The following is a 26,236-nucleotide window of genomic DNA, read 5'->3' as shown; positions in this document are numbered from 1 at the left end:
CGGCATTTCGCGGCGGGACGCCCTGTCAAGGGTCGCCGCAGGCGATCGCGCAGCGACGCGACCGAAGGGAGCGCCCTTGACAGGGCGGCCCGCCGCGGAAGGACGATGAGACGGACGGGAAACCCCCAACCCGTCCCTGAGGCCGCCCCGCCGAGGCACCGCCCTCCCCCGCCCCCGCCCGGCCCGCTGGTTCGGCCCGACGAACACCCCCGCCTCCCACCGGCCCGCAGACGGGGAGGCGGGTGGGCAGCCCCCGCCCGGCCCCTCCCCCCGCGCCGGGGGAGAAAGCGGGCCCGCGCCGAAAAAGCCCCCACCCGGGTGACCCCCGCTCCCCCGCCGTGCCGCCTCGCCGGACCCCACCCGACCGCGTGGCAGCATCAGCCAGCGGAGGTGATTACATGACAAAACGACTGCTCGGATGCGGCATCAGCTGCCTCGCCGCCGCCACCCTCCTCGTCACCGCCGGCCCCCCGCCCCTCGCGCGGGCCGAGCCGGTCGGGGAGCTGCTCACGCGCCTGCAGGGGCTGTACCAGCAGGCCGAGGAGGCCGCCGAGACCTACAACGCCGCCGAAGTGGCCCTCAAGGCCCGCCAGGCCGAGGAGGAACGCCTCAGCTCCGCCCTCGGCAGGGCGCGCTCGGCGCTGGACTCCGAGCGGGCCACCGCCGGGCGGCTCGCCCGGGAGCAGTACCAGGGGCTCCAGGGCGGCGGCCTCTCCCCCTACCTGCGGATGCTGCTCTCCGGTGACCCCCAGCAGGCCCTCGACCAGCGGCGCCTCGCCTCCCGCGAGGGGGCCCGGCGCGCCGGGGTCGTGGCGCGGCTGGAGCGGGACCGTAAGCAGGCAGGTGCGCTCGCCGATGCCGCCCGCAAGGCCCTGGACGCCCAGCAGTCGCTCGCGGCCCGGCAGAAGGAGGCCCAGCGGGAGGTCACCGGCCGGCTCAAGGAGGTCGAGCGGCTGCTGGCCGCGCTCACCCCCGCCGAGCTCGCCGGGCTCGGCGCGCGGGAGGCGGCCGTCACCGCCGGGGCGCAGCGCAGCCTGCTGGACTCGGGCCGGCTGCCCGCCCGTACGACCCCGCCCACCGCCGCGGGTAACTCCGCCCTGCGCTACGCCGCCGCGCAGATCGGCAAGCCGTACGTGTGGGGCGCCGAGGGTCCGGGCTCCTTCGACTGTTCCGGGCTGACCTCGCAGGCCTGGGAGCACGCCGGGCGGTCCATCCCCCGTACCAGCCAGGAGCAGTGGGCCCAGCTGCCCCGGGTGCCGCTGGACCGGCTGCGCCCCGGGGACCTGGTGGTCTACTTCCCGAAGGCCACCCACGTGGCCCTCTACGTCGGCGACGGCAAGGTGATCCAGGCCCCCCGTCCGGGGGCGAAGGTCAAGGTCTCCCCCATCGCGGCGAACCCGCTCCTGGGCGCGGTCCGCCCCGACCCGGACGGGACCCCGCTGGCCGAGTTCACCCCGCCGCCGCTGCCGGACGCCTCGGCCGCGGGGGACGACGCCGGCTACGACGCGGACGGGGAGCCGTCGGCGGCTTCCGCCCCGGCCGCAGCCTCGGCCGCCTCGGCGACCTCCGCCAGGTAGTCCTCCGTGTCCTCCGGGTCATAGAAGTACGCGTCGAAGTCGGCCGGGTTGTCGAAGCCGTTGGCGAATCGATCCGCCACGCGCTGGTACTGCCCGGCCGCCCCGATCAGGTTCAGCACGTGCTGCGGCGGGGTGCCCAGCATGGCGTTGGTCCACTGGGTGACGGGCTTGCCGGTGGTGAACCAGTACTTGTCGAAGGTGGCCTTCATCCAGGCCTCGTCGAACGGCCTGTCGCCGTGCATCAGGATCGACGACAGGTACGAGGCCGCGCACTTGGCGGCGGCGTTGGCGCCCTGCCCGGTGATCGGGTCGTTGGCGACGACCACGTCCGCCACCCCCAGCACCAGCCCGCCGCCCGGCAGCCGCCCGACCGGGTTGCGCACCACGGGGGCGTAGCGGCCGGCCAGCGTGCCGCCGGCGTCCGTCAGTTCGACCTTCGTGGCGCGCGCGTACTCCCACGGCACGAACTTCTCCATGAGCTCCAGCGTGAGCTCCAGGTGCTCGCCGGGGTCGTTGACGCCCCGGAAGGCGTCCAGCGGCCCGCCCGGCAGGCCCTCCCAGAACAGGATGTCCGCCCGCCCCGAGGTGGTCAGCGTCGGCATGACGAACAGCTCGCCGACACCGGGCACGAGGTTGCAGCGCACGGCTTCGGTGTCCGGGTGCTCCGGGCGCGGCCCGAGCCCGTGCACGTACGCGACGGCCAGGGCGCGCTGGGGGCTGTCGTAAGGGGAGCGTGCCGCGTCCCGGCCGAACATGGAGACGAGCTCGCCCTTGCCCGCGGCGACCAGCACCAGTTCGTAGGCGCGCGAGAAGTAGTCCAGGTCGGCGACGGACGCGCCGTGGATGACCAGCTGGCCGCCGCGCTGCACGAAGACGTCGAGCCAGCCGGCCATCTTCACGCGCTGGTCCACGGACTGCGCGTAGCCCTTGAGGCGGCCGAGCCAGTCGACGGCGCGGCCGCCGTCGGGAGCGGCGACGGAGACGCCGAGGCCCTGGATCCTGGGGGCCTGCCGCTCCCAGAAGTTCAGCTGGAGGTCGCGCTCGTGCCGGAGCGCGGAGTCGAACATGCACTGCGTGGACATGACCCGTCCGGTGCGGATCTCGTCCGCCGTCCGGTTGGACATGAGGGTGACTTCGTAGCCCTTCGCCTGGAGGCCGAGGGCGAGCTGGAGGCCGGACTGCCCGGCCCCCACGACAAGTATCCTGCGCATCTCACGTTCTCAATCTGAGCAGTACGGGCGGTACGGGCGGTACAAGCACCACGGCGGCACGAGCACCACAGGCGGTACGAGCAACACAGGCGCGGCCGGCTACGCGGGCGTGGCGTCCAGCGCGTGACCCACCAGCGTCAGCAGGGACTCGACGACCGTGGCCCGGCGCCGCGCGTCCATGATCACGACGGGGACGTCCGGCGGGATGGTCAGCGCCTCCCGCACGTCCTCCGGCTCGTACTCCTTCGACCCCTCGAAGTGGTTGACGGCGACGGCGTAGGGCAGCCCGCAGCTCTCGAAGTAGTCGAGGGCGGGGAAGCAGTCGCGCAGCCGACGCGTGTCGGCGAGCACCAGGCCGCCGATGGCGCCGCGCACCAGGTCGTCCCACATGAACCAGAACCGCTCCTGGCCCGGGGTCCCGTACACGTAGAGCACGAGGTCGTCGGCGAGGGTGATGCGGCCGAAGTCCATGGCGACGGTGGTCGTGTTCTTGTCCGGGGTCCCGGTCAGGTCGTCGGTGGGGACGCTGGCCTGGGTCATCACCGCTTCGGTGCGCAGCGGGGTGATCTCGGAGACGGAGGACACGAAGGTGGTCTTGCCGACGCCGAACCCGCCCGCGACCAGCACCTTGACGGCTACGGGCGCGCGCGAGCGGTCGTACTGCCACGGCTGGACGGGCTCGTCGGCCAGCAGGAGCGCGGTGTCCGGACCGGCGACGGCGTCGGAGGCGGCGTCGGAGGCGGCGTCGGAAACGGCGTCCGGGACGGCTTCAGAGACGGCGAAGGCCATCGAGCACCCTTTCCAGCAGCGCGCGGTCGGGGCGGCCGGTGCCGTGCCCCGTGCCGTAGACGCGGATCCGGCCCTGGTCGGCGAGGTCGCTGACCAGGACCCGGACCACGCCGAGCGGCAGTTTCAGGAGCGCGGATATCTCGGCGATGGTCCGCATGCGCCGGCAGACCTCGACGATGGCCCGCATCTCGGGCATCCGGTCGGGCGTCTTGGCCGGTCCGGCGTCCAGGGTGGCGACGAAGGTCTCCACGAGCAGCACCTGTGTGAAGCGGGTGCGGCCGCCCGTCAGGGAGTACGGGCGGACGCGGGCGGGGCGCCGGTCGGCCCCGCGTATCGGCAGTCGGTCGGAGGCCGGGCTCCTCACGGGGTGTTCTCCATCGACTGGCGCAGCTCGCTGCGGACTTCGGGGGTCAGGACGTGGCCGGCGCGGCCGACGAACAGGGCCATGTGGTAGGCGACGACGCCCATGTCGCAGTCGGGCGTGGCGTGCACGCCCAGCAGGGAGCCGTCGCTGATGGCCATGACGAAGACGGAGCCGTTCTCCATCGCCACCATGGTCTGCTTGACCGAGCCGAACTCCATGAGGGCGGCCGCGCCGGTGGTGAGGCTGCCGAGCCCGGACACGATGGTCGCGAGGTCGGCCGAGGCCCCGCGGGGGCCCTTGGGCCGGTCCGCCTTGCGGGATTCGGGGGCGGCCTCGGAGGAGAGCAGCAGCAGCCCGTCCGAGGAGACGACGGCCACGGAGTTGACCCCGGGCACCTCCTCCACCAGGTCGGTCAGCAGCCACTGCAGGTTGCGGGCCTGGCTGCTCAGTCCGTACGTACTGGGCGCGGTCATGTGCGTGCCTCCTGTGCGGTGTCCCCCTGATCGGTGTGTCCCTGTCCGTGGGCCTCATGGGCCCCCGGACCCCCCGGGGTCTGCCGCTGGTCCTGCGCGAGTTCGGCGGCGGCGACCCGGCGCCCGTCCTGGGCGCCCTGGTAGAAACCGCCGAGTCGGCGGCGCAGTTCCTCGGCGTCGACCCGGCGCGGCTCGGGGCGGGCCGCGGCGGGGCGTCCGGTGCCGCCGGGGGCGGCCACGGCGCGCGGGGTGCGCTTGGGGAGGCCCTTGGCGGTGACGGCTTCGGTGCCGCCGGGCTCGGGGTGGCTGCCCTGGCGGGGGATGAAGCCGTCCCCGGCGTCGGGGGCCCGTCGGTGTCCGCCCTGGTCGGCGTCGTTCCGTTCCCGGCGCGGCAGTCCTGCATCGGTTACGGGGCCACCGGGCGCGGTGCCCGGCTCCCCGGCGGCGTCCCCCGGGGCGGGGTCGGCCACCGCGAAGGCGTCCGCATCGGCGTCGGCCACGACCCGTGCGAGCAGTTCCTCCTCGGGACGTTCCCCACCCGGCGCCTCCGCCGCGGGGGCGGGCACGGTGAAGACCTCGTCGGCGGGCGGCGGCGCGTCCTCGAAGCCGGCCGACGGCTCGGGCACGACCCCGGCCGGCGGCTCGGCGGCGGGCGGCTCGGCGGCGAAGGGGTCGGCGCCGGCCGTGAAGACCTGGTCGGCCGGGGGCAGCTGGGCGTCCTCGAAGGCCTCGGCCAGCGGGACGACGCGGGCGGGCTGCTCGGCGTCGGCGGTGCCGGCGGTGCCGGTGTCGGCGGGCCGCTTGGTGAAGGCCCCGGCCCCGAAGGCCTCCGCCACCAGGTCGGCGGCGGCGTAGCCAACGGAGTCGGCGTAGTCGGACTCGGACTCGGACTCCGACTCAGCCCCGGACTCGGACTCGAACCCGGCAGCACCTATCCCGGCACCCGCGCGCTCGACGTCCACGGACCCGGCGTCCACGGACCCGGCATCCACGAACCCGACGGCACCGTCCTCGGCGCCCCCGTGCCCGGCACCCTCGTGCCCGGCGTCCACGAACCCGGCGTCAGCAGACCCGGCGTCCACGGACCCGGCGTCAGCAGACCCGGCGTCCACGGACCCGACGCCACCGTCCTCGACGTCACCGGCCTGAGCACCCTCGTCCTCCGCCGACTCCGGCGACTGCGCCAGCTCTGCCGACCCCTCCGGCTCCGCCTCGAAGGCCTCGGCCAGCGTGACCACCCTGGCGGCCTCCTCGGGGGCCGGGGTGTCCGTCGGCTGGGGGCGCAGGCGGGGCGGGAGGGTGTGCTCGTTCGCCTCGGCGATCACGCCGGGCAGCTGGTAGGCGGGCGCGCCGGAGGAGCCCAGGCTGTGCACGGGCGAGGCCGGCGGGGCGTCCGGGAGCAGCACGGCCGGGATGACCACGACGGCCTCCGTGCCGCCGTGGGCGGCGGTGCGCAGCTCGGCGGTGACGCCGTGGCGGGCCGCGAGGCGTCCGGCGACGTACAGGCCGAGGCCCAGGCCGTGTTCGGTCTCGGGTTCCTCGTCGTAGGCCTCGGGGGTGGAGAGGCGGGAGTTGAGGGAGGCGAGCCTGTCGCCGGTGACGCCGATGCCCTCGTCGACGACGGACAGCACCACGTCGCCGGCGTCGGTGATGTGGCCGGAGACCTTCACCTTGGCTTCCGGCGGGGAGAAGGTGGTGGCGTTCTCCAGGAGCTCGGCGACCACGTGCGAGATGTCGTCGGCGGCGTGCCCGGCGACCTGCGTGTAGGAGGGCAGCGTGGTCAGGTCGACGCGTTCGTAGCGCTCGATCTCGCTGACGGCGGCGCGCATGACGTCGACCAGCGGCACGGGCAGGCTCTGGCCGTGGCCGTGCTCCTGCCCGGCGAGGACCAGCAGGTTCTCGTTGTGGCGGCGCATGACCGTGGCGAGGTGGTCGAGCTTGAAGAGGGTGGCGAGCCGGTCGGGGTCGCCTTCCTTGGACTCCAGTTCCTCGATGACGGTGAGCTGGCGCTCGACCAGGCCGAGGGTGCGCAGGGAGAGGGAGACCGAGGTGGTCGACATGATGCGGCGGTGCTCTTCGAGCCCGGCGCGCAGCTCGGCCAGTTCCCCTTCGAGGGCCTTGCGGGTGGAGGCCAGCTCCTTCTCGCGGGCTTCGCGGCTGGTGGCGAGGGCTTCGTTGCGGCCGATGAGGCGGCGGCGGTCGGCGTCCAGGCCGGCGATCTTGGTGTGGAGGGCGACGGTCTGCTCGCGGACGGCGTTGAGGTGGCGGACGACCTCGGCGAACTCGTCGTTGCGGCCGGTGAAGCGGACCGGTTCCTGGGAGCCCTCCGGGGTGGCCAGCCGCTCGGCGCCGCGGCGCAGTACGGACAGGGGCCGGGTCAGGGAGCGGGCGACGCCGGTGGTGAAGCCGATGACGAAGAGGAAGAGGACGCCGAGTCCGGCGACCATCAGTTCGAGCCGGGTCACGTCGTCGTCGCGCTGGGTGGCGAGGGCGGTGGCCCGCTGGCCGGCGAGGGTGGCCTCGACGGAGCGCATGCGGTCGATGCGGGCGGTCAGCGCGGAGGCGAGGGCGCCCGGGTCGGTGGCCTTGCGTTCGGCTGCGGTCAGGGTGGGCCGCTCGGTGAGGCGCCCCAGCTGGTCCTCGGCGGTCTTGACCTCGGGGCCGGTGACGGTGGCGGCGAGGGTCTGGCGCACGGCGGGGCGGGCGGCCCGGTTGAAGTCGTCGAGGGCGGCCTGTTCGCGTACGCGGGAACGCTGGGCGGCGGCGCTGAGCTCGTCGGCGGCGGCGTTGCCCGGGGCCTGTTCGGCGCGGGGGACGGCCAGCGCGGCGAGCAGCAGCCCGCGGGTGGCGGAGGCCTGGTCCACGGCCCGGCTGAGGGGCGCCATGGGACGGGTGACGGCGAGTGCGGCCTCGGCGCGCGGCGGGGTGAGCTCGGCGAGCCGGTCGCCGGGCGCGAGGAGTTCGGTGATGAGCCCGGCGTAGGCCTGCTGGGCGGCCACGGCGGTGCCCTTGCCGTCGACGGCCTCGGCGCGGGCGGCCTTGATGTGGCCGAGGGCGCGGGCGAGGTCCTCGTCGGCCTCCGGGCGGAGTTCGGCGAGGGTCCGGTCGGTGCGCGCGGTGCGCTCGTCGACGGGTGCCTTGGCGTTGCCGGGACGGCCCTTGGCCGCGTACTCGACGACGGCGTCGCGCTCGTCGCCGAGGAGGTGGACGAGGGTGAGGGTGTGCTGTGTCTGCTCGGCGAGGGTGACGAGTCGCTGTGAGTCGTCCAGTTCCCTGGTGGCGGAGACGACGGCGGGGGTGCCGGCCGCGAGGACGGTGAGTCCGGCGACTGCTACTCCGACGACCAGCCTGCTGCGGACGCGCACGCGGCGTCCTGCCTTGGCGGGTCCGTCGGCGCTGGCGGTGCCGTTCTTCCGAGACCGCTTCTTCTGCACCGGTGCTCGCAATCCTGTACGTGGGGTCGTGCTCGTCTACTCGTGTGGCCGAGGTAACGGCCGGTCAACAAGTAAACGCCCCCTGCCCCCTCGTACCGCCTCAGACCTTCGCAGTGTGTTGGGAGGAGAGCCGCACATCGCCCACCCGGCCACTCGAAGGAGTGAACATCACGGAGGAGTGGCCGACCAACTCGGGCACGGCGTGCCAGGCGCCGTCCATGGACGGGCGGTTGAAAGATCGAGGCGGGCTTTGGCAATATGCCCGCCCACATTTACCGGGAGTACCCCTTCCGGCATTGGTACGTACCTGACCGGCCATCCGGGGTTCCGGTGGGCAGAATGTCCGTATGCGCATCGACCTCGCTTCGGCCCCCGGCAGTGCTGAACGCCCCAACGAGGACTGGGTGTCGGCGTCGACACCTGCGGCGGGAGGGGGTGTTGTGGTCGTCCTGGACGGGGTCACTCCGCCCCGGGGGGACGACGGCTGCGCGCACGGAGTGCCCTGGTTCGCCACCCGCCTGGGCGGTCGATTGACCGAACTGTCCGGATCGCGGCGGGACATGCCGCTCGACCGGATCCTGGCCCGGGCCATCGGGGACACGGCCGACGCCCACCGCGGCACCTGTGACCTTTCTCACGTCCGGACGCCGCAGGCGACGGTGGTGATGGTCCGCTGGGACGAGGCCCGCGTGGAGCACCTGGTGCTCTCGGACTCCGTGCTCCTGCTGCGGGCGCCCGGCGGCGGGGTCACGGCGGTGCTCGACGACCGGCTGGACCGGATCCCGCACGGGGTGCGCGGCTCGGTGGCGGCCACGGACGCGCTGCGCAACGCCGAGGGCGGCTTCTTCACCGCCGCCGCCGACCCCTCGGTGGCGGCCCGGGCGGTCGTCGGGCGCACCCCGCGCCGGGAGGTGGGCGCGCTGGCCGCGCTGACGGACGGGGCGAGCCGGTGGACGGACACCTTCGGGGAGGGCGACTGGGCGGCCTGTCTGGACGTGCTGCGCGAGGAGGGGGCACGGGGGCTGATCGGGCGGGTGCGGGCCATCGAGTCCGACCCGGTGCGCCCGCCGGCCCGGTACAAGCGCCACGACGACGCCTCGGCGGTGTACGCGGAGCTTTGAGCCCGCGCTCCCGGCGGGCCCGGTCCTACTCCTCGCCGGAGTTCAGCTGGTTGAGCAGCCGGGCCAGCTCGGCGACCTCGCCGCGGTCCCAGTCGGCCAGCTTGCGCATGTACTGCTCGCGCCGGGCCCCTCGCACGCGCAGGAACCGGGCCCGGCCCTCGTCCGTGAGGCCGACGAGGAAGGCGCGGCCGTCGGCGGGGTCCGGTTCGCGGGCGACCAGGCCCAGCAGTTCCAGGGCGCGCAGCTGGCGGCTCATGGTGGCCTTGCCGACGCCGAAGTAGGCGGCCAGCTCGGTGGCCCGCTGGCGGCCGGCGGCCTCCAGCCGGACCAGCAGCCCGTATGCGGCGGGCTCCAGCTCCGGGTGCAGGGCGCGGGCCATCTCGCCCGAGGAGGCCCGGGCGCGCCGAAGGAAGACGGACAGCTCCCGCTCCAGAGCGAGGAACTCCTGGTCTTCACTGCCGTGCACGTGCCGCTCCCATCGCTGGTGGGGCGCGACCTGGCACCCCGGTACGGGTCCAGTATTTCCCAGGGGGTGCGCCGCAGGCCCGGGACCCCGCCTGGGGGCCCCCGGACGGAGTCCAGGGGAAGGGGGTCCCGGGCCTGCGGAGGTGCGGCGGCGCCGGTCAGGCGGCCTTGGTGAAGGAGACCACCGCCGGGGCCAGGGCCAGCTCCAGCACCTGGCGCACGTCGGTCACCGGGTGCACCTCCAGCCCCTCCAGCACCTCACTGGGGACGTCGTCCAGGTCGGCCTCGTTGCGCTTCGGGATGATCACGGTGGTCAGCCCGGCCCGGTGCGCGGCGAGCAGCTTCTGCTTGACCCCGCCGATGGGCAGCACCCGCCCGGTCAGCGAAACCTCACCGGTCATGGCCACGTCCGTGCGGACCTGGCGGCCGGAGAGCAGGGAGGCCAGCGCGGTGGTCATGGTGATGCCCGCGCTCGGACCGTCCTTGGGGACGGCGCCCGCCGGGAAGTGGATGTGCACGCCCCGGTCCTTCAGGTCGGCGACCGGGAGCTCCAGCTCGGCGCCGTGCGAGCGCAGGAAGCTGAGCGCGATCTGCGCCGACTCCTTCATCACGTCGCCCAGCTGCCCCGTCAGGGTCAGTCCGGCCGCGCCGGTCTCCGGGTCGGCCAGGGAGGCCTCGACGAAGAGCACGTCACCGCCGGCGCCGGTCACGGCCAGGCCCGTGGCCACGCCCGGGACGGCCGTGCGCCGCTCGGCCGGGTCCTGGGCGGACTCCGGCACGTGGTGCGGCCGGCCGATCAGGCCCCGCAGCTCACCCGCGCCGATGGTGAACGGGAACTCCCGCTCGCCCAGCTCGTGCTGCGAGGCGACCTTGCGCAGCAGCCGCGCGATGGACCGCTCCAGGGTGCGCACGCCCGCCTCGCGGGTGTACTCCCCCGCGAGCTTGCGCAGGGCCCCCTCTTCCAGGACCACTTCCTCGGCGGTCAGCCCGGCGCGCTCCAGCTGGCGGGGCAGCAGGTGGTCGCGGGCGATGACGACCTTCTCGTCCTCGGTGTAGCCGTCGAGGCGCACCAGCTCCATCCGGTCGGCCAGGGCCTCGGGGATGGCTTCCAGCACGTTCGCCGTGGCCAGGAAGACCACGTCGCTCAGGTCGAGCTCCACCTCCAGGTAGTGGTCGCGGAAGGTGTGGTTCTGCGCCGGGTCCAGGACCTCCAGCAGGGCCGCCGCCGGGTCGCCGCGGAAGTCGGATCCGACCTTGTCGATCTCGTCGAGGAGCACGACCGGGTTCATGGAGCCGGCCTCCTTGATGGCCCGGACGATCCGGCCCGGCAGGGCACCGACGTACGTCCGGCGGTGGCCGCGGATCTCGGCCTCGTCCCGCACACCGCCCAGGGCGACGCGCACGAACTTGCGGCCCATGGCGTGCGCCACGGACTCCCCGAGCGAGGTCTTGCCGACGCCGGGGGGCCCGACCAGAGCGAGCACGGCACCGCCGCGCCGGCCGCCGATGACGCCCATGCCCCGCTCCCCGCGCCGCTTGCGCACGGCCAGGTACTCGGTGATGCGGTCCTTCACGTCGTTGAGCCCGGCGTGCTCGGCGTCGAGGACGGCCCGGGCGCCCTGGATGTCGTAGCGGTCCTCGCTGCGCTCGTTCCAGGGCAGCTCCAGCACGGTGTCCAGCCAGGTGCGGATCCAGGAGCCCTCGGGGCTCTGGTCGCTGGAGCGCTCCAGCTTGTCGACCTCCTTGAGCGCGGCCTCGCGGACCTTCTCGGGCAGGTCGGCGGCCTCGACGCGGGCCCGGTAGTCGTCGGACTCCTCGCCCTCCTTCTCCCCGCCCAGCTCGCGCAGCTCCTTGCGGACGGCCTCCAGCTGGCGGCGGAGCAGGAACTCGCGCTGCTGCTTCTCCACGCCGTCCTGGACGTCCTTGGCGATGGACTCGGCGACGTCCTGCTCGGCGAGGTGGTCGCTGAGCGCCTTCACGGCGAGCCGCAGGCGGGCGACCGGGTCGACGGTCTCCAGCAGCTCCACCTTCTGCGCCACGGTCAGGAACGGGGAGTACCCGGAGTTGTCGGCGAGCGCCGAGACCCCCTCGATCTGCTGCACCCGGTCCACGACCTGCCAGGCGCCGCGCTTCTTGAGCCAGCTGGTGGCGAGGGCCTTGTACTCCTTGACGAGCTCGGCGACCGCCCCGGGCAGCGGGTCGGGCACCTGCTCCTCCACGGTCTCCCCCTCGACCCAGAGCGCCGCCCCGGGCCCGGTGGTCCCGGCGCCGATCCGGACGCGGCCGCGCCCGCGGATCAGCGCCCCGGGATCGCCGTCGGAAAGCCGCCCGACCTGTTCGACCGTCCCCAGCACACCGATCCCGGCGTACTTCCCGTCGACCCGCGGCACGAGCAGCACCCGGGGCTTCCCGCTGCCGCGCGCCGCCTGCGCGGCCTCGACGGCCGCGCGCACCTCGGCGTCGGACAGGTCCAGCGGGACGACCATCCCGGGCAGCACGACCTCATCGTCGAGCGGCAGCACGGGCAGGGTGAGCGTTACGGACGTCGAAGCCATGATCTTCCCTCCGGCAGTGAAGTTGAGCTATGCCGACTCAATGCTTCTGCGCGCAGCAATGTTCCCCAACTGGCGTTCGCCGGGGGCGAACAGCCCCGCGGTCCGTCCCGTAGCACCATGACGCCATGACAGACATACGACGAACCGTCAGCTCGGGCTCCCCGCTGGAACCCCGGATCGGCTTCTCGCGCGCGGTGCGCGTAGGGCGGCACGTGGCCGTCGCGGGCACGGCGCCCATCGGGGACGACGGCTCCACCGTCGGCCCGGGCGACGTCCACGCCCAGACGGTGCGGTGCCTCGACATCGCCCAGCGGGCCCTGGAGGAGGCGGGCGCCTCGCTGGAGCACACCGTCCGGACGCGGATCATGCTGACCGACATCACCCGCTGGGAAGAGGCCGCGCGGGCCCACGGCGAGCGCTTCGCCGGCATCCGCCCGGCGGCCACCTTCGTGGAGGTGTCCCGCTTCATCGACCCCGCCTGGCTGGTCGAGGTGGAACTCGACGCGATCCTCGACGAGGACTAGGGAGGCGGGGCCGGGGCGGGGGACGCCGGGGGCCGGGGCGCCGGAGGCCGGGCCGCCGGGGGCTAGGACGCGGGGGGCTAGGACGCGGGCTAGGACGCGGGGGGCTAGGACGCCGAGAGGCGGATGTCCCCGGAGGCGGTACGGACCGTCATCCGCGACGCGGCGTCCGGGCTGCTGCTCAGGCGGACGTCCCGGCTCCCGGAGGCCGTGTCGACCGACAGCCTGTACGGGCCCTGCGGGGCCGTCACGCCGACGTCGCCCGAGCTGGTGGTGACGGACACCGAGGCCGGAGCCTTCACGAAGCCGGCCTGCACGTCCCCGGACGCCGCACGCAGATCCGCCTCGGCCCCTTCCAGACCGGTGGCGGTGATCCGCCCGGAGGCCGTACGGACCTTCACCGGGCCCGCGATCCGCTCGGCCCGGATGTCCCCGGACGAGGAGGTCAGATCGGCCCGCGCGACCCCCTGCACGGTGATGTCCCCGCTGCTGCTCTCGACCCGCACCCCGGCTGCTGCGGGCACCTCCAGGCGGTAGTCGATCCAGCAGTCGTCCTCGCAGTCGTCCTGGAACTTCAGCACCCCGCCCGAGACCCGCTGCCCGGCCGTGGGCGCCGTGCCGCCCCGGTAGTGGACGACCCGCCGGACGGTGACCCCGGGGCCGGAGCCGGCGGTGACCTCGACGTCGCCGCTACGGATGCCCGTCAGCTCCACCGCCGTGACCGGCTCGGAGACGGTCGCGTCGGCGTCGAGGGTCTTCACCGGGCGGCCCACCTCTGACAGGCCGCAGCCGGACAGCAGGAGGACGGCCCCGAGGGCCGTGACGACGAGGCGGGTTGACGTGGTGTGAAGTGCAGGTGCCATGGGGACGAGTCTGCCGAGCCGACGCCGCAAGCGCGCGGGTGCAGACATCCGAACCGGGGGTGGGGTTAACTCCACCCCCCCACTTCTCCGGCCCTCGGGCCCTCCGACCCTCCGGCCCTCCCTTCCCGCCTCTTCCTCCTCTTCCTTCTCCTCCTCCTCTTCCTTCTCTCCCTTCTCTCCGTCGCCTCAGGCCCCGGTCGCCACCGGCCGGTCCGAGGGCACGCCCCACTCGCTCCACGAACCGTCGTACACCGCGGTCTCCCCGTACCCGGCCAGGGTCGCGCCCAGCGCGAGCACGCACGCCGTCACGCCGGACCCGCAGCTGAAGTAGAGCCGCTCCCGCTCCCCGGCCAACGCCTCGAAGGCCGCCCGGAGTTCCCCGGCCGGGCGCATCAGACCGCCCGGCCCCTGGAGTTCACCGAACGGCAGGTTCAGCGCGCCCGGCATATGGCCACCACGCAGCCCGGGCCGCGGCTCGGGGGCACTGCCGGCGAAACGCTCCCGGGTCCGGGCATCGAGCACGACGGCACCCGGGTCGGCGAGGGCCCCGGCCACGGTGTCGGCGTCCACGAGCAGCCCCGGGCGCGGACGCGCGGTGAAGGAGCCGCGCGGGCCGTCGTACACGGCCGGCCCGGCCTCGACGGGCAGCCTGGCGGCGATCCAGGCGGGCAGCCCTCCGTCGAGCACGGCGGCCCGGTCGAAGCCCATGGCCCGCAGCATCCACCAGGCCCGGGCACTGGAGTAGACCCCGGCGGCGTCGTACACCACCACGGCATCCCCGTCCCCGACCCCGAGCCCCCGCAGCGCCTCCTCGAACGCCGCCGCCGTGGGCATGGTGTGGGGCGCGGGGGCGTCATGGTCGGACAGATGACCGTCCAGGTCGAAGGGCCGGGCGCCCGGAATCCTCCCGGAGCCACCCCGATGCGCCCCGACGGAGGCGTCGAACACCACGACCCGCCCGAGGTGCGCGGCAAGCCAGCCTGTACCGACCAGCGGGGCGGGTATCTCGGGCGGGGATGCGAATGCGGATGCGGATGCGGATGCGGGCATGCGGAGCCTCCGGGGCGGGGTCGGAAACGATCTCCCGCCCATCCTCAACCCACCGCACGCTGGCCGGGGAGAGTTGGCTGGCGAGGCCGACGGCTCGGGGTGAACTAACCAAGCGGCAACGGAAGGCCGGGCGGGGGTGGGATGGCCGGGACCACACTCGGCGGTCTCAGAGAGGGGTTGGGGCTTTCCCGTCAGTCTCATCGTCCTTCCGCGTCGGGCCGCCCTGTCAAGGGCGCTCCTTCGTCGCGTCGCTTCGCGATCGCCTGCGGCGACCCTTGACAGGCCGTCCCGCCACGGAAAAACGAAGACTGCCGGGAAACCCCCAACCCGTCCCTGAGACCGCCCAGCTGGAACCCCGACCCTCCTGGGTGCCGGGCCGCTGTCCTGTTCCGGCCCGGTCAGGCACCGCCGCGAGGTGGGTGGGCAGGCGCCGACCCGCCCCCGGCCCCTCGAGGGGGCGATGGCGCGCCCCCTCACCCGCATCCGCCCCGGCGGGCGTACACCGCCACCCTCGCGCCCTTGACCTCCGTCACCGAGCAGCGGTCGAAGGCGGTCGTCAGGGTGGTGCGTTTCTCCGCCTCCGTGGGGTACGGGTCCAGCGGCTGGTCCGCCGGGTCCATCAGGGCTATCACCCTCGGGGACGACAGCAATGCCCCCCGGACCCGGTCCGGGGGGAGTTCCGTGCCGTGGAGGGTGTGCGAGGCCGCCGGGGAGGCGGCCAGGGCCACGTCGCGCAGCGCCCCGTACGGCCCGGGGGTGGACAGCAGCCACTCCCGCCTGCGGGACGGCATGAACAGCACGGCGTCCCCCGGCCTGGCCCGTTCCCGCACCGCCGCCGCCACCGCGAGGACGTCGTCCCGGCGGCTCTCCGGGGTGCGCAGCCACGCCGACCACGCCGCCACCGGGACGAGCAGCACGCCCGCGACCGCCCACGGCAGCCAGCCCCGCACCCCCGCCCGTCCCCCCTCCGCCGCGCGGGCGCCGACCAGGAGGGCGAGGCCGCCCAGGGCGTAGAGGACGTACCGGTCGACGTACCAGGGGTGGACCAGTGAGACCGCCATCAGCAGCCCGGGCGGCAGCAGGGCCAGGGGTACCGCGACCCGGAGCACTTCGCGCCGGCCTCCCCGGGCCAGGAGGGCCACGGCCGCCGCCAGCACCCCGTACGCCACCCAGTCCTGCCACCGGGGCCGGCCCAGCCAGCCCAGCTGCCGCTCCGCCTGCCCCGCGCTCACCACCGCCAGGGGCAGCAGCCCGGCGGCGACCGCCCCGGCCGCCCACCGCCAGACCCTCTCCCGCCAGGCGGCGAACGCGTGGGCGAGCAGGGCCAGGGCCGCGAACTCGTGCAGCCAGCAGCCCACCACCAGCACGACCGCGTAGGCGGCCCACCGCCGCCGCACCATCAGGTACGTCGCCCAGGCCACGGCCGCCGCGACCAGGGCGTACGAGCGCCCCTCCTGCCCGTACATCTGCACGGGCGGAAGCAGGACGTACACCGCCCCCGCGCACAGCGCGGCCCGCTCCCCCGCCAGCCGGTACGCCACGGCGGCGACCCCGCCGGCGGCGAGGGCCGTCCCCGCCACGGACGGCAGCCGCAGCGCCCACAGGCCCGCGCCGCCCGCCCCGCCCCCTTCCCCCCACACGGCGAACACCGTGTGCATCACCGCGTAGTACAGCCCGTGCACCGCGTCGACCTGTCCGAGCAGCCCCCACAGCTCCCCGGCCGGCCGGTGCGCGACCTGCCAGGTCGTGGATTCGTCGCGCCACATGCTGCCCCCGCCCGGTCCCCGCTCCAGGCCCCACAGGCCGAGGAGGAGGACGGCGAGCAGCGGCGGGAACCAGCGCCAGGCGGCCAAGCGGTGGATGACGTCCTCCGGGGTGCTTTCGGTCGGGGGTCGGGGCCTCCATACTCGGATGCGGTACCGGTGTCCCGCAGGAGGTCGGAGTGCGAGCGATGCGAGCGGCCGGGGCCGCGGCGGCGGTGCTGCTCGCCGCGGTGTCCCTGGCGGGGTGCGACCACGGCGGCTCCGCGGGCGGTCCGGAGCCGGCGGGGGCCACCGCGGCGGCGACGGCGGCCACGAGCGCCCCCGCGACCGCGCCCGTCCCGACGGCGCCCGCCACCACCGCCGGCCCGCAGCCCACGGCGACCGCCCCCGCCACGCCCCGCCCCACCCCTCCGCCGACGGCGGACCCGTCCACCGAGCGCCTTCTGCGCGTCACCCGCAGCGGCGGTTTCGCCGGCCGGACCAGGACGCTCCTCGTCAACGGCGACGGCTCCTGGACCCTCCTCGGCGAGCAGGACAAGGACCTGCGGAAGGGCCGGCTCACCCCGGCCGGGCTGGAGGATCTGCGCACCGCGCTGCGCGAGGCCGACTTCGCGCACCTGCCGCGCACCGCGACCGCCGATCCGCCGGTGTACGACGGGTTCACGTACTCCTTCGTGCACGGCGGCTTCGAGGTGGCGGCCGACCAGACGGCGCTGCCGGCGGCCCTGTCCCGGGTGCTGTCGGCCCTTCCCGGATTCGACGCCGCCTGAGGAATCCGGGATGAATCTCTGATTCCGGATGCTGTCGGGTCCTGTCCGAACCCTCCATGGCCGCAGGCCTGTGCCTCCTCTACGCTGCACCCCAGCCATCACGCGGATCATCAGGGGCGGGACATGGAACAGACGCACACCACCCACAACGGCGCCGCGGCCACTCCAGGTGCCCAGCGGCGCGTGCTGGTGGTCGAGGACGACCGCACCATCGCCGACGCCATCTCGGCCCGGCTGCGGGCCGAGGGCTTCCAGGTGCAGACCGCCTACGACGGGCCGGCCGCCGTCGCGGCCGCCGAGAGCTGGCTGCCCGAGCTGCTGGTGCTGGACGTCATGCTGCCCGGCTTCGACGGGCTGGAGGTGTGCCGGCGGGTGCAGGCGCAGCGGCCCGTGCCGGTGCTGATGCTGACGGCCCGGGACGACGAGACCGACATGCTGGTCGGTCTGGGGGTCGGGGCGGACGACTACATGACGAAGCCGTTCTCGATGCGTGAGCTGGCAGCGCGGGTGCACGTGCTGCTGCGCCGGGTGGAGCGGGCCACGCAGGCGGCGACGGCCCCGCGGGGGGCGACCCTGCGGCTGGGGGACCTGGAGATCGACCACGCGCAGCGCCGGGTGCGGGTGCAGGCGGAGGACGTGCACCTGACCCCGACCGAGTTCGACCTGCTGGTGTGCCTGGCGGGGACCCCGCGGGCGGTGCTGTCGCGGGAGCAGCTGCTGGCGGAGGTGTGGGACTGGGCGGACGCCTCGGGCACCCGTACGGTCGACAGCCACATCAAGGCCCTGCGCCGGAAGATCGGCGCGGAGCGGATCCGTACGGTCCACGGCGTCGGGTACGCCCTGGAGACCCCGGCGCAGGCGTGAGCGGCGGGCGCCCCGGCAGGGGGCACGGCGTGGGCCGCTCCGGTGGTGCCGGTGCCCGCAGCGGGGGGCTGCGGCCGTTCTCGCCGTTCTCGATCAAGACGAAGCTGGGCACGCTCGTCGTGGTCTCGGTGTTCATCACCACCGGTCTGCTGATGGTGGCGCTGCGCACGGACACGGAGGTGCGCTTCATCACGGTCTTCTCGGTGATCGCCTCGATGCTGATCACGCAGTTCGTGGCGCACGGCCTGACGGCGCCGCTGGACGAGATGACGACGGTGGCCCGGGCGATCTCGCACGGGGACTACACGCGCCGGGTGAGCGGGGCGGGGCGGCGGGACGAGCTGGGCGATCTGGCGTCGACGATCAACCGGATGGCCGGTGATCTGGAGGCCGAGGACAGGCACCGTCGAGAGCTGGTCGCGAACGTCTCGCACGAGCTGCGCACTCCGATCGCGGCGCTGCGGGCGGTGCTGGAGAACGTGGTGGACGGGGTCTCGGAGGCCGATCCGGAGACCATGCGGACGATGCTGAAGCAGGCGGAGCGGCTCGGCCGGCTGGTGGAGACGCTGCTGGACCTGTCCCGGGTGGACAACGGGGTGGTGCCGCTGAAGGCGCGCCGGTTCGAGGTGTGGCCGTACCTGTCGGGGGTGCTGAAGGAGTCGGGGCTGGCGGCCGCGGGGCGGCCGGGGCTGGCTTCCGGTTCGGGCGGGCACACCCGTAACGACGTGCACCTTCATCTGGACGTGCATCCTCCGGAGCTGACCGCGTACGCGGACGCGGAGCGGCTGCACCAGGTGGTGGCCAACCTGATCGACAACGCGGTGAAGCACAGTCCGGCGCACGGCCGGGTGACGGTGCGGGCCCGTTCGGGCGACATGCCCGGGAGCCTGGCGCTGGAGGTCGTGGACGAGGGGCCGGGCATTCCGGAGGCGGAGCGGCACCGGGTCTTCGAGCGGTTCAACCGGGGGGCCGCGGGGGGCGGCGACGGGGGCACGGGGCTGGGGCTGGCGATCGCCCGCTGGGCCGTCGGCCTGCACGGAGGGGAGATCCGCGTGGCCGAATCGTCACGTGGTTGCCGAATCCTTGTCACCCTTCCGGGCAGCTCGGCGGTGCTGTCTTGACGTAGGGTTCGAGTGGGAAGGACATGATCTCGGCCACATGTGCCCGGGGTCGGCAGGGGTGCGAGGCCATGGGGGTCGCAACCTGGCTGCCCCCTACCCGAACCACGCTTGTTTCCCGCCATTCCACGTGGCGAAACCCGCCGTTCGGTGTGACCTGCGCGACGGAAGTCCCGCCCGGCCTGCATTGCACCGCTGGGGAGGCGTAGCCTTTATTCCCGCTGTCCATACCTTGTGAAGCGGAAGAGGGCGGTTGCCGCCGTGTCGCCACAGTCCCCTAGTAACCCGAGCACCACGACCGACGCAGCAGAGGGCGGGAAGAACCCCGCCTCAGGCTTCGGCGCGAATGAGTGGCTCGTCGACGAGATCTATCAGCAGTACCTCCAGGACCCGAACTCGGTCGACCGGGCCTGGTGGGACTTCTTCGCCGACTACAAGCCGGGGGGCGCTGCCGCTCCGGTGAAGTCGGACGGTCCTGGTCCCGGTCCCGAGAAGACCGCGACGACGGATGGCGCCTCCGCACAGGCCGCCACCGCCCCGGTCGGGATCCCGCAGGCCGCCGACGCCGCCACGGGGGCGGCGCCCGCCGTGTCTGTCCCCGCCGCGACCACACCCGTGTCAGCTCCGTCCCCTGCTCCTGCCACCCCCTCTGGTGCCCCTGCTGTGACTGTCACCCCTCAGGCCCCGGCCGCCGCACCGGCCGCGCCTGCCCCTCAGGCTCCGGCCGCCACCACTCCGGCTCAGAAGGCCGCGCCCGCCACCGAGGCCCCGCAGGGCCCCGAGCTGGTGACGCTCCGCGGCCCCGCGGCCGCCGTGGCCAAGAACATGAACGCCTCCCTCGACGTCCCGACGGCCACGTCCGTCCGCGCCGTCCCGGTGAAGCTGCTGTTCGACAACCGCATCGTCATCAACAACCACCTCAAGCGGGCCCGCGGTGGGAAGATCTCCTTCACCCACCTGATCGGCTACGCGATGGTGCAGGCCATCAAGGCCATGCCGTCGATGAACTACTCCTTCCAGGAGAAGGACGGCAAGCCGACCCTGGTCAAGCCGGAGCACGTGAACTTCGGCCTCGCGATCGACCTGGTCAAGCCGAACGGCGACCGCCAGCTCGTCGTCGCCGGCATCAAGAAGGCCGAGACCCTGAACTTCTTCGAGTTCTGGCAGGCCTACGAGGACATCGTCCGCCGCGCCCGCGTCGGCAAGCTGACGATGGACGACTTCACCGGCGTCACCGTCTCGCTGACCAACCCCGGCGGCCTGGGCACCGTGCACTCCGTGCCCCGCCTGATGCCCGGACAGTCGGTCATCATGGGCGTCGGCTCCATGGACTACCCCGCCGAGTTCCAGGGCACCTCGCAGGACACCCTGAACAAGCTGGGCATCTCCAAGGTCATGACCCTGACCTCGACCTACGACCACCGGGTCATCCAGGGCGCGGCCTCCGGCGAGTTCCTGCGCATCGTCGCGAACCTCCTCCTCGGCGAGGACGGCTTCTACGACAGCGTCTTCGAGTCGCTGCGGATCCCGTACGAGCCGGTCCGCTGGATGCGCGACATCGACGCCTCGCACGACGACGACGTCACGAAGGCCGCCCGCGTCTTCGAGCTGATCCACTCCTACCGGGTCCGCGGCCACGTCATGGCCGACACCGACCCGCTGGAGTACAAGCAGCGCAAGCACCCCGACCTCGACATCACCGAGCACGGCCTCACCCTGTGGGACCTGGAGCGGGAGTTCGCGGTCGGCGGCTTCGCCGGCAAGTCGATGATGAAGCTGCGCGACATCCTCGGCGTGCTGCGCGACTCCTACTGCCGCACCACCGGCGTCGAGTTCATGCACATCCAGGACCCGAAGCAGCGCCGCTGGATCCAGGACCGCATCGAGCGCGCGCACTCCAAGCCGGAGCGCGAGGAGCAGCTGCGGATCCTGCGCCGCCTGAACGCGGCGGAGGCCTTCGAGACCTTCCTGCAGACCAAGTACGTCGGCCAGAAGCGCTTCTCCCTGGAGGGCGGCGAGTCCGTCATCCCGCTGCTCGACGCCGTCATCGACTCGGCCGCCGAGGCCCGCCTCGACGAGGTCGTCATCGGCATGGCCCACCGCGGCCGCCTGAACGTGCTCGCGAACATCGTCGGCAAGTCGTACGCGCAGATCTTCCGCGAGTTCGAGGGCAACCTCGACCCGAAGTCCATGCACGGCTCCGGCGACGTCAAGTACCACCTGGGCGCCGAGGGCACCTTCACGGGCCTGGACGGGGAGCAGATCAAGGTCTCGCTCGTCGCCAACCCCTCCCACCTGGAGGCCGTGGACCCGGTCCTGGAGGGCGTCGCCCGCGCCAAGCAGGACGTCATCGGCAAGGCCGGCACGGACTTCACCGTCCTGCCCGTCGCCCTGCACGGCGACGCCGCGTTCGCCGGCCAGGGCGTGGTCGCCGAGACGCTGAACATGTCGCAGCTGCGCGGCTACCGCACCGGCGGCACCGTCCACGTCGTGATCAACAACCAGGTCGGCTTCACCGCCGCCCCGGAGTCCTCGCGTTCGTCGATGTACGCGACCGACGTGGCCCGCATGATCGAGGCGCCGATCTTCCACGTGAACGGCGACGACCCGGAGGCCGTGGTCCGCGTGGCGCGCCTGGCCTTCGAGTTCCGTCAGGCGTTCAACAAGGACGTCGTGATCGACCTCATCTGCTACCGCCGCCGCGGTCACAACGAGTCGGACAACCCGGCGTTCACGCAGCCGCTGATGTACGACCTGATCGACAAGAAGCGCTCGGTGCGCAAGCTGTACACCGAGTCCCTCATCGGTCGCGGCGACATCACGCTGGAAGAGGCCGAGCAGGCGCTCCAGGACTTCCAGGGCCAGCTGGAGAAGGTCTTCGCGGAGGTCCGCGAGGCCGCCGCGCAGCCCGCGGGCGCCCCCGTCACGCCGGCGCAGACCGCGCAGGAGTTCCCGGTCTCGGTGAACACCGCGATCTCGCAGGACGTCGTCAAGCGGATCGCCGAGTCCCAGGTCAACATCCCCGAGGGCCACACGGTCCACCCGCGTCTGCTGCCGCAGCTGCAGCGCCGCGCGGCGATGATCGACGACGGCACCATCGACTGGGGCATGGGCGAGACCCTGGCCTTCGGTTCGCTGCTGATGGAGGGCACCCCGGTCCGCCTGTCCGGCCAGGACTCCCGCCGCGGCACCTTCGGCCAGCGTCACGCGGTCCTCATCGACCGGGAGACCGGCAAGGACTACACGCCGCTGCAGTACCTGTCGGACGACCAGGCCCGCTACAACGTCTACGACTCGCTGCTCTCCGAGTACGCGGCCATGGGCTTCGAGTACGGCTACTCGCTGGCCCGCCCGGACGCGCTGGTGCTGTGGGAGGCCCAGTTCGGTGACTTCGTCAACGGCGCGCAGACCGTCGTCGACGAGTTCATCTCCTCGGCCGAGCAGAAGTGGGGCCAGACCTCCGGCGTCACGCTGCTGCTGCCGCACGGCTACGAGGGCCAGGGCCCGGACCACTCGTCCGCCCGCCCGGAGCGCTTCCTCCAGATGTGCGCGCAGGACAACATGACGGTCGCGATGCCGACCCTGCCGTCGAACTACTTCCACCTGCTGCGCTGGCAGGTCCACAACCCGCACCACAAGCCGCTCATCGTCTTCACCCCGAAGTCGATGCTGCGTCTGAAGGCCGCGGCGTCGAAGGCGGAGGAGTTCACGAGCGGTTCGTTCCGCCCGGTCATCGGGGACACCACGGTCGACCCGAACGCCGTGCGCAAGGTCGTCTTCTGCGCGGGCAAGGTCTACTACGACCTGGAGGCCGAGCGGGAGAAGCGCGGGATCACCGACACGGCGATCATCCGCATCGAGCGTCTGTACCCGCTGCCGGGCGCGGAGCTCCAGGCGGAGATCGCCAAGTTCCCGAACGCGGCGAAGTACATCTGGGCGCAGGAGGAGCCGGCGAACCAGGGTGCGTGGCCGTTCATCGCGCTGAACCTGATCGACCACCTCGACCTGGCGGTCGGCGCGGACATCCCGGCGGGCGAGCGCCTGCGGCGCATCTCGCGTCCGCACGGCTCGTCCCCGGCGGTGGGCTCCGCGAAGCGCCACCAGGCGGAGCAGCAGCTGCTGATGAACGAGGTCTTCGAGGCGTAGTCGCCGACGCGGCCCGCACGGAGAAGGAAGGCCCGGTCCCCCACGTGGGGGGCCGGGCCTTCCGGCACGTCCGGCATCCGGCACGTCCGGCCACGCCGCGCCGCGCCGGTGGGGCCGGTCATGGCTGCGGTTCGAAGTCCCAGTACGGGCGGGTCTGCTGGCGGGCCGAGACCGTGTGGACGTGTTGGGGGCCCAGGGTGCGGGTGAGGGCCTTGAGGCCGGCGTCCTCGTGTTTGGCGGCCTCCGTGTCCTCCCGTACCGAGCGGAGGTCGGCGGCCAGGGCGATCTGGGCGCTGAGGGCCATCGGGTGGTCCGGGCCGAGGACCTGCTGGGTGGCGCGGAGGGTCTCGCGGCTGAGTTCCAGGGCGGAGTCCAGGCGGCCGGTGATGTTGCGGTGGCCGGTGGCGTTGAGGGCGCAGCCCAGCGTCCAGGGGTGGCGCTCGCCGAGGGCTCCGCGCATGCCGACGAGGGCCTGTTCGGCCAGGTTCAGGGCCTCGGTGCGTTCGCCCTGGGCGCGCAGGACCAGGCCGAGGTTGCCGACCGTGCCGATGCTGTACGGGTGGGCGAGGCCCAGCTGTGACTGGTAGCCGCGGACGACCTCCTCGGAGATCCGGCGGGCCTCTTCGATGTCCCCGTACTCGCGCAGGTAGGTGGCGTAGTCGGAGGCGACCATCAGGGTCCAGGGGAACTCGGCGCCGAAGACCCGGGTGGAGCGTTCCAGGACGCTGCGCAGGCGGGCGCCGGCACCGGGGATGTCGCCGGTGCGGCGCAGGCACTGGCCGAGGTTGTGTTCGGCGCGCAGGGTCTGCGGGTGGTTGGCGCCGAGGACCTGGAGGTGCAGTTTGAGGCCCTGTTCCTGGCGGGCGAGGGCTTCGCGGTAGCGGCCCATCAGGCGCAGGCCCATGGCGCAGCCGATGCCGGAGGAGAGGGTGGCGATGTGCCGGACGCGCAGGACGCGTTCACGGCGGCGCAGGGTGTCGAGGTCGGTGTCGTAGGCCTCCTGGTAGCGGCCGAGGAGGCGCAGGGCGACGGCGACGTTGTTCTGGGCGTTGAGGGTGGTGGTGTCGTCCTCGCCAAGAAGTTCGCGGTAGCTGTTGAAGGCGTGTTCGAGCAGGGCGCGGGCCTGGTCGAACTTGGCGGTGCTGAGCAGGACGCCGGCGTAGGTGCTGGTGGCGCGGAGGGTCTCCAGGTCACGGTCGCCGCGTTCGGCGGTGAGCCGGTCGGCGACCTGGCGGGCCAGGGCCTCGGCCTGGCGGAAGTGGCCGAGCATGCGCAGGGCGCCGCCGTAGTGGTAGCTGAGTTCGCGCACCTGGTCGTGGTCGTCGCCGAGCATGGCCCGCCAGACGTGGTCGGTCTGCTCGGACAGGCGCAGGCAGGTGCGGTATTCGCCGGCGAGGATCAGGAAGCGCAGGCAGTGCAGGAGGAAGTTCTGGATGCGGGGGTTGCTGCTGGTCAGCACGCCGGCGGGTTCCAGGTGGGGGATGAGTTCGGCGTAGCGGGGCCAGAGCCTGGAGTCGGTGGGGCGGCCGGGGTCGGCTGCGGCGAGGACCTGGCGGACGGCGCGGGAGAGCTGGTCGGCCTCGTCCTCGGCCAGGTTCTCGCGGACGATGTTGTGGACCATGCGGTGCAGCTGGACGGTCTCCAGGCCGCCGCCCTCTTCGACGGACAGGTCGGAGTACTCCAGGCGGACGACGGAGAACTGGACGAGTTTGTTGAGGGCGGCGTTCCAGCGGATCTGGTCGTTGACGATGCCCGCGAGGTCTTCGGGGACGTCCTCGGCGGGGAATTCGCGCAGCAGCCGCAGCGGGACCCGGCCGGGGGCGAAGAAAACGAACAGCCGTAGCAGGGCGAGGGCGTCGGGGAAGTTCTCCCGGACGTTGTTGAGGAGTATCGCCAGGGCGGTCGGGAAGGGCAGCGGGTAGTCGTCGGAGAGGGTGACGGCCTCGTGGGAGTCGAGCCGGCGCTGGAGGAGGCCGAGGTATTCGCCGACGCCGAGGGGGGAGTCGGCGAGCCAGCCGGCGGTCTGGTCGAGGGCGAGGGGGTAGTCCTCCAGGGCCTCGGCGAGCTGGTCGGCCTCCTCGCCGGTCAGGCGGTGGGCCCGGCGGCGGATGAAGGTGACGGACTCGGGGCGGGCGTAGAGGGGGACCTCGACGAGGCTGGTGTGGCGGGCGGCCCATTCGCGGTTGCGGGAGGTGATGATGACGTCGCCGGCGCCGGAGGGCAGCAGGTCGGTGAGGTCGTCGGGGTTGTCGCAGCCGTCGAAGACCATCAGCCAGCGGTGGTACGGGGAGCCGCGCCGCAGGGCCTCCAGTACGGCCCGGATCTGCTCGCCGTAGCTGCCGGCGCCGCGCGGCAGGCCGAGTTCGGGGGCGAGGTCGGCGAGGCGTTCGCGCAGGGTGGGGCGGTCCTCGGCGGGGACCCACCAGACGACGTCGTACTCGGAGGCGAACCGGTAGGCGTACTCGGTGGCGACCTGGGTCTTGCCGACGCCGGACAGCCCCAGGAGGGTGACGGTGGAGGCGCCGGGCGGGGCTTCGGTGAGGGCGTCGCGGAGCCGGCCGATGACGTCGTTGCGGCCGGTGAAGCGGGGGTTGCGGCGCGGGACGCGGCCCCAGATCTCGGGCGGGTCGTTGGGGAAGCGGGGGCCGCGGCGGCCGCTCTCGGTGCCGATCCGGTCGGTGGGCAGGTCCAGGCGGCGCAGGACGCGGTACTCGGCCTCGTAGGCGTCCAGGCCCCACAGGTCGGTCTTCTCCAGGATGGCGACCGCGCTGGGGAGCGGGGCGTCGGTGAGGCAGACGGCGGCGAACCGGTCGGGGTGGGCGGCGGTGACCGTGCGCAGGGCGGTGTTCCACTCCTCGTCCTGGATGTCGGCGTGGGTGCCGGCGGAGAAGTAGCGTTCGCTGAGGACGACGAGGACCTTGCCGCCCGCGCGGGCGAGGTCGTCGAGGGCCTCGGTGATGCCGGGGCCGGTCTGCGGGTCCCAGCGCTGGAGGGCGACGCGGTGGCCGTGCTCCTCCAGGCGGTGGGCGATCCACGCCGCCCAGGGCCGGTTGAAGCCGGCGAAGCTGATGACGAAGCGCTGGGGCTGGGCGGCTCCGTCGCGGTCTTGGCGCGTACCGGTACCGGTCATGCGGCCGTCTCCCTGGGGTGTC

18 protein-coding genes are annotated in these 26,236 nt (G+C 73.4%); 7 read left to right on the top strand and 11 right to left on the bottom strand.

All coding sequences use genetic code 11. The annotated features are described in order from the left end of the window. Positions 1–398 precede the first annotated feature (398 nt). Positions 399–1,577, top strand: coding sequence for a C40 family peptidase (locus tag B4U46_RS24050; protein WP_079429756.1), 1,179 nt, complete (start codon positions 399–401; stop codon positions 1,575–1,577). Here B4U46_RS24050 and B4U46_RS24045 read toward each other — a convergent pair. The 5 genes from B4U46_RS24045 to B4U46_RS40090 all read right to left on the bottom strand — a co-directional run bounded on the left by B4U46_RS24045 (position 1,499) and on the right by B4U46_RS40090 (position 7,848). Next, the gene (locus B4U46_RS24045; protein ID WP_079429755.1) at positions 1,499–2,788 is read right to left on the bottom strand and encodes a styrene monooxygenase/indole monooxygenase family protein; all 1,290 of its coding nucleotides are present in this window, start codon (positions 2,786–2,788) and stop codon (positions 1,499–1,501) included. The genes B4U46_RS24050 and B4U46_RS24045 overlap by 79 nt on opposite strands. Positions 2,789–2,887: 99 nt before the next feature. Next, on the bottom strand, positions 2,888–3,577 hold the full coding sequence (locus B4U46_RS24040) for a GTP-binding protein (protein ID WP_237293105.1): 690 nt from the start codon (positions 3,575–3,577) through the stop codon (positions 2,888–2,890). Then, positions 3,558–3,941 (bottom strand): DUF742 domain-containing protein, encoded by a 384-nt coding sequence (locus B4U46_RS24035; RefSeq protein WP_079429754.1) that lies wholly within the window; start codon positions 3,939–3,941, stop codon positions 3,558–3,560. The genes B4U46_RS24040 and B4U46_RS24035 overlap by 20 nt, the downstream gene beginning before the upstream one ends. After that, on the bottom strand, positions 3,938–4,414 hold the full coding sequence (locus tag B4U46_RS24030) for a roadblock/LC7 domain-containing protein (protein WP_079429753.1): 477 nt from the start codon (positions 4,412–4,414) through the stop codon (positions 3,938–3,940). The genes B4U46_RS24035 and B4U46_RS24030 overlap by 4 nt, the downstream gene beginning before the upstream one ends. After that, positions 4,411–7,848 (bottom strand): nitrate- and nitrite sensing domain-containing protein, encoded by a 3,438-nt coding sequence (locus B4U46_RS40090; RefSeq protein ID WP_159402120.1) that lies wholly within the window; start codon positions 7,846–7,848, stop codon positions 4,411–4,413. The genes B4U46_RS24030 and B4U46_RS40090 overlap by 4 nt, the downstream gene beginning before the upstream one ends. Positions 7,849–8,195: 347 nt before the next feature. On the opposite strand from B4U46_RS40090, the gene B4U46_RS24020 reads away from it, so the two are divergent. Next, entirely contained in the window at positions 8,196–8,969 is a 774-nt protein-coding gene (locus B4U46_RS24020; RefSeq protein WP_079429751.1) for a protein phosphatase 2C domain-containing protein, read from the top strand. Positions 8,970–8,994: 25 nt separating this feature from the next. Here B4U46_RS24020 and B4U46_RS24015 read toward each other — a convergent pair whose 3' ends face one another. Next, the gene (locus B4U46_RS24015; RefSeq protein WP_100862876.1) at positions 8,995–9,435 is read right to left on the bottom strand and encodes a MarR family winged helix-turn-helix transcriptional regulator; all 441 of its coding nucleotides are present in this window, start codon (positions 9,433–9,435) and stop codon (positions 8,995–8,997) included. Positions 9,436–9,592: 157 nt separating this feature from the next. Further along, positions 9,593–11,989 carry an endopeptidase La gene (lon, locus tag B4U46_RS24010; RefSeq protein WP_079429750.1) on the bottom strand — a complete coding sequence of 799 codons (2,397 nt, stop codon included), beginning with the start codon at positions 11,987–11,989 and terminating at the stop codon, positions 9,593–9,595. Positions 11,990–12,114: 125 nt separating this feature from the next. Here lon and B4U46_RS24005 point away from each other — a divergent pair, with 125 nt between their 5' ends. Then, positions 12,115–12,513 (top strand): RidA family protein, encoded by a 399-nt coding sequence (locus B4U46_RS24005; RefSeq protein ID WP_079429749.1) that lies wholly within the window; start codon positions 12,115–12,117, stop codon positions 12,511–12,513. Positions 12,514–12,617: 104 nt separating this feature from the next. Here B4U46_RS24005 and B4U46_RS24000 read toward each other — a convergent pair whose 3' ends face one another. From B4U46_RS24000 to B4U46_RS23990, 3 genes are all read right to left on the bottom strand, one after another. Beyond that, positions 12,618–13,373, bottom strand: a complete 756-nt coding sequence (locus B4U46_RS24000) for a DUF4097 family beta strand repeat-containing protein (protein WP_079429748.1) — start codon at positions 13,371–13,373, stop codon at positions 12,618–12,620. A 186-nt stretch (positions 13,374–13,559) separates the two neighbouring features. After that, entirely contained in the window at positions 13,560–14,423 is an 864-nt protein-coding gene (locus B4U46_RS23995) for a sulfurtransferase (RefSeq protein ID WP_079429747.1), read from the bottom strand. A gap of 473 nt (positions 14,424–14,896) precedes the next feature. After that, positions 14,897–16,276, bottom strand: a complete 1,380-nt coding sequence (locus B4U46_RS23990; RefSeq protein WP_167747606.1) for a hypothetical protein — start codon at positions 16,274–16,276, stop codon at positions 14,897–14,899. Between the two features lie 89 nt (positions 16,277–16,365). Here B4U46_RS23990 and B4U46_RS23985 point away from each other — a divergent pair, with 89 nt between their 5' ends. The 4 genes from B4U46_RS23985 (at position 16,366) to B4U46_RS23970 (ending at position 23,084) form a co-directional block, all read left to right on the top strand. Then, a complete protein-coding gene (locus tag B4U46_RS23985; protein ID WP_123995309.1) occupies positions 16,366–16,956 on the top strand; it encodes a hypothetical protein in 591 nt (196 codons plus the stop codon). A gap of 123 nt (positions 16,957–17,079) precedes the next feature. Further along, a complete protein-coding gene (locus B4U46_RS23980; RefSeq protein ID WP_079429744.1) occupies positions 17,080–17,820 on the top strand; it encodes a response regulator transcription factor in 741 nt (246 codons plus the stop codon). Positions 17,821–17,849: 29 nt separating this feature from the next. Beyond that, positions 17,850–18,941, top strand: a complete 1,092-nt coding sequence (locus B4U46_RS23975; protein WP_079429743.1) for a HAMP domain-containing sensor histidine kinase — start codon at positions 17,850–17,852, stop codon at positions 18,939–18,941. A 258-nt stretch (positions 18,942–19,199) separates the two neighbouring features. Continuing rightward, positions 19,200–23,084 (top strand): multifunctional oxoglutarate decarboxylase/oxoglutarate dehydrogenase thiamine pyrophosphate-binding subunit/dihydrolipoyllysine-residue succinyltransferase subunit, encoded by a 3,885-nt coding sequence (locus B4U46_RS23970; protein ID WP_079429742.1) that lies wholly within the window; start codon positions 19,200–19,202, stop codon positions 23,082–23,084. A gap of 118 nt (positions 23,085–23,202) precedes the next feature. On the opposite strand, the gene fxsT is transcribed toward B4U46_RS23970, so the two are convergent. Further along, positions 23,203–26,214 carry an FxSxx-COOH system tetratricopeptide repeat protein gene (gene fxsT, locus B4U46_RS23965; RefSeq protein ID WP_079429741.1) on the bottom strand — a complete coding sequence of 1,004 codons (3,012 nt, stop codon included), beginning with the start codon at positions 26,212–26,214 and terminating at the stop codon, positions 23,203–23,205. Between the last annotated feature and the right edge of the window lie 22 nt (positions 26,215–26,236).

The sequence above is a fragment of the Streptomyces katrae genome (genome assembly GCF_002028425.1).
In the GTDB taxonomy this organism is placed as follows: Bacteria; Actinomycetota; Actinomycetes; order Streptomycetales; family Streptomycetaceae; genus Streptomyces; species Streptomyces katrae_A.
Note: the sequence above shows the minus strand (reverse complement) of the source record. Positions and strands in the feature narration are given on the sequence as shown.

What these genes read in the sequence shown, in the direction of transcription:
- B4U46_RS24050 (WP_079429756.1), top strand. Translation starts at nt 399, where the DNA reads ATGACAAAACGACTGCTCGGATGCGGCATCAGCTGCCTCGCCGCCGCC.
- B4U46_RS24045 (WP_079429755.1), bottom strand. Translation starts at nt 2,788, where the DNA reads ATGCGCAGGATACTTGTCGTGGGGGCCGGGCAGTCCGGCCTCCAGCTC.
- B4U46_RS24040 (WP_237293105.1), bottom strand. Translation starts at nt 3,577, where the DNA reads ATGGCCTTCGCCGTCTCTGAAGCCGTCCCGGACGCCGTTTCCGACGCC.
- B4U46_RS24030 (WP_079429753.1), bottom strand. Translation starts at nt 4,414, where the DNA reads ATGACCGCGCCCAGTACGTACGGACTGAGCAGCCAGGCCCGCAACCTG.
- B4U46_RS24020 (WP_079429751.1), top strand. Translation starts at nt 8,196, where the DNA reads ATGCGCATCGACCTCGCTTCGGCCCCCGGCAGTGCTGAACGCCCCAAC.
- lon (WP_079429750.1), bottom strand. Translation starts at nt 11,989, where the DNA reads ATGGCTTCGACGTCCGTAACGCTCACCCTGCCCGTGCTGCCGCTCGAC.
- B4U46_RS24005 (WP_079429749.1), top strand. Translation starts at nt 12,115, where the DNA reads ATGACAGACATACGACGAACCGTCAGCTCGGGCTCCCCGCTGGAACCC.
- B4U46_RS24000 (WP_079429748.1), bottom strand. Translation starts at nt 13,373, where the DNA reads ATGGCACCTGCACTTCACACCACGTCAACCCGCCTCGTCGTCACGGCC.
- B4U46_RS23995 (WP_079429747.1), bottom strand. Translation starts at nt 14,423, where the DNA reads ATGCCCGCATCCGCATCCGCATCCGCATTCGCATCCCCGCCCGAGATA.
- B4U46_RS23980 (WP_079429744.1), top strand. Translation starts at nt 17,080, where the DNA reads ATGGAACAGACGCACACCACCCACAACGGCGCCGCGGCCACTCCAGGT.
- fxsT (WP_079429741.1), bottom strand. Translation starts at nt 26,214, where the DNA reads ATGACCGGTACCGGTACGCGCCAAGACCGCGACGGAGCCGCCCAGCCC.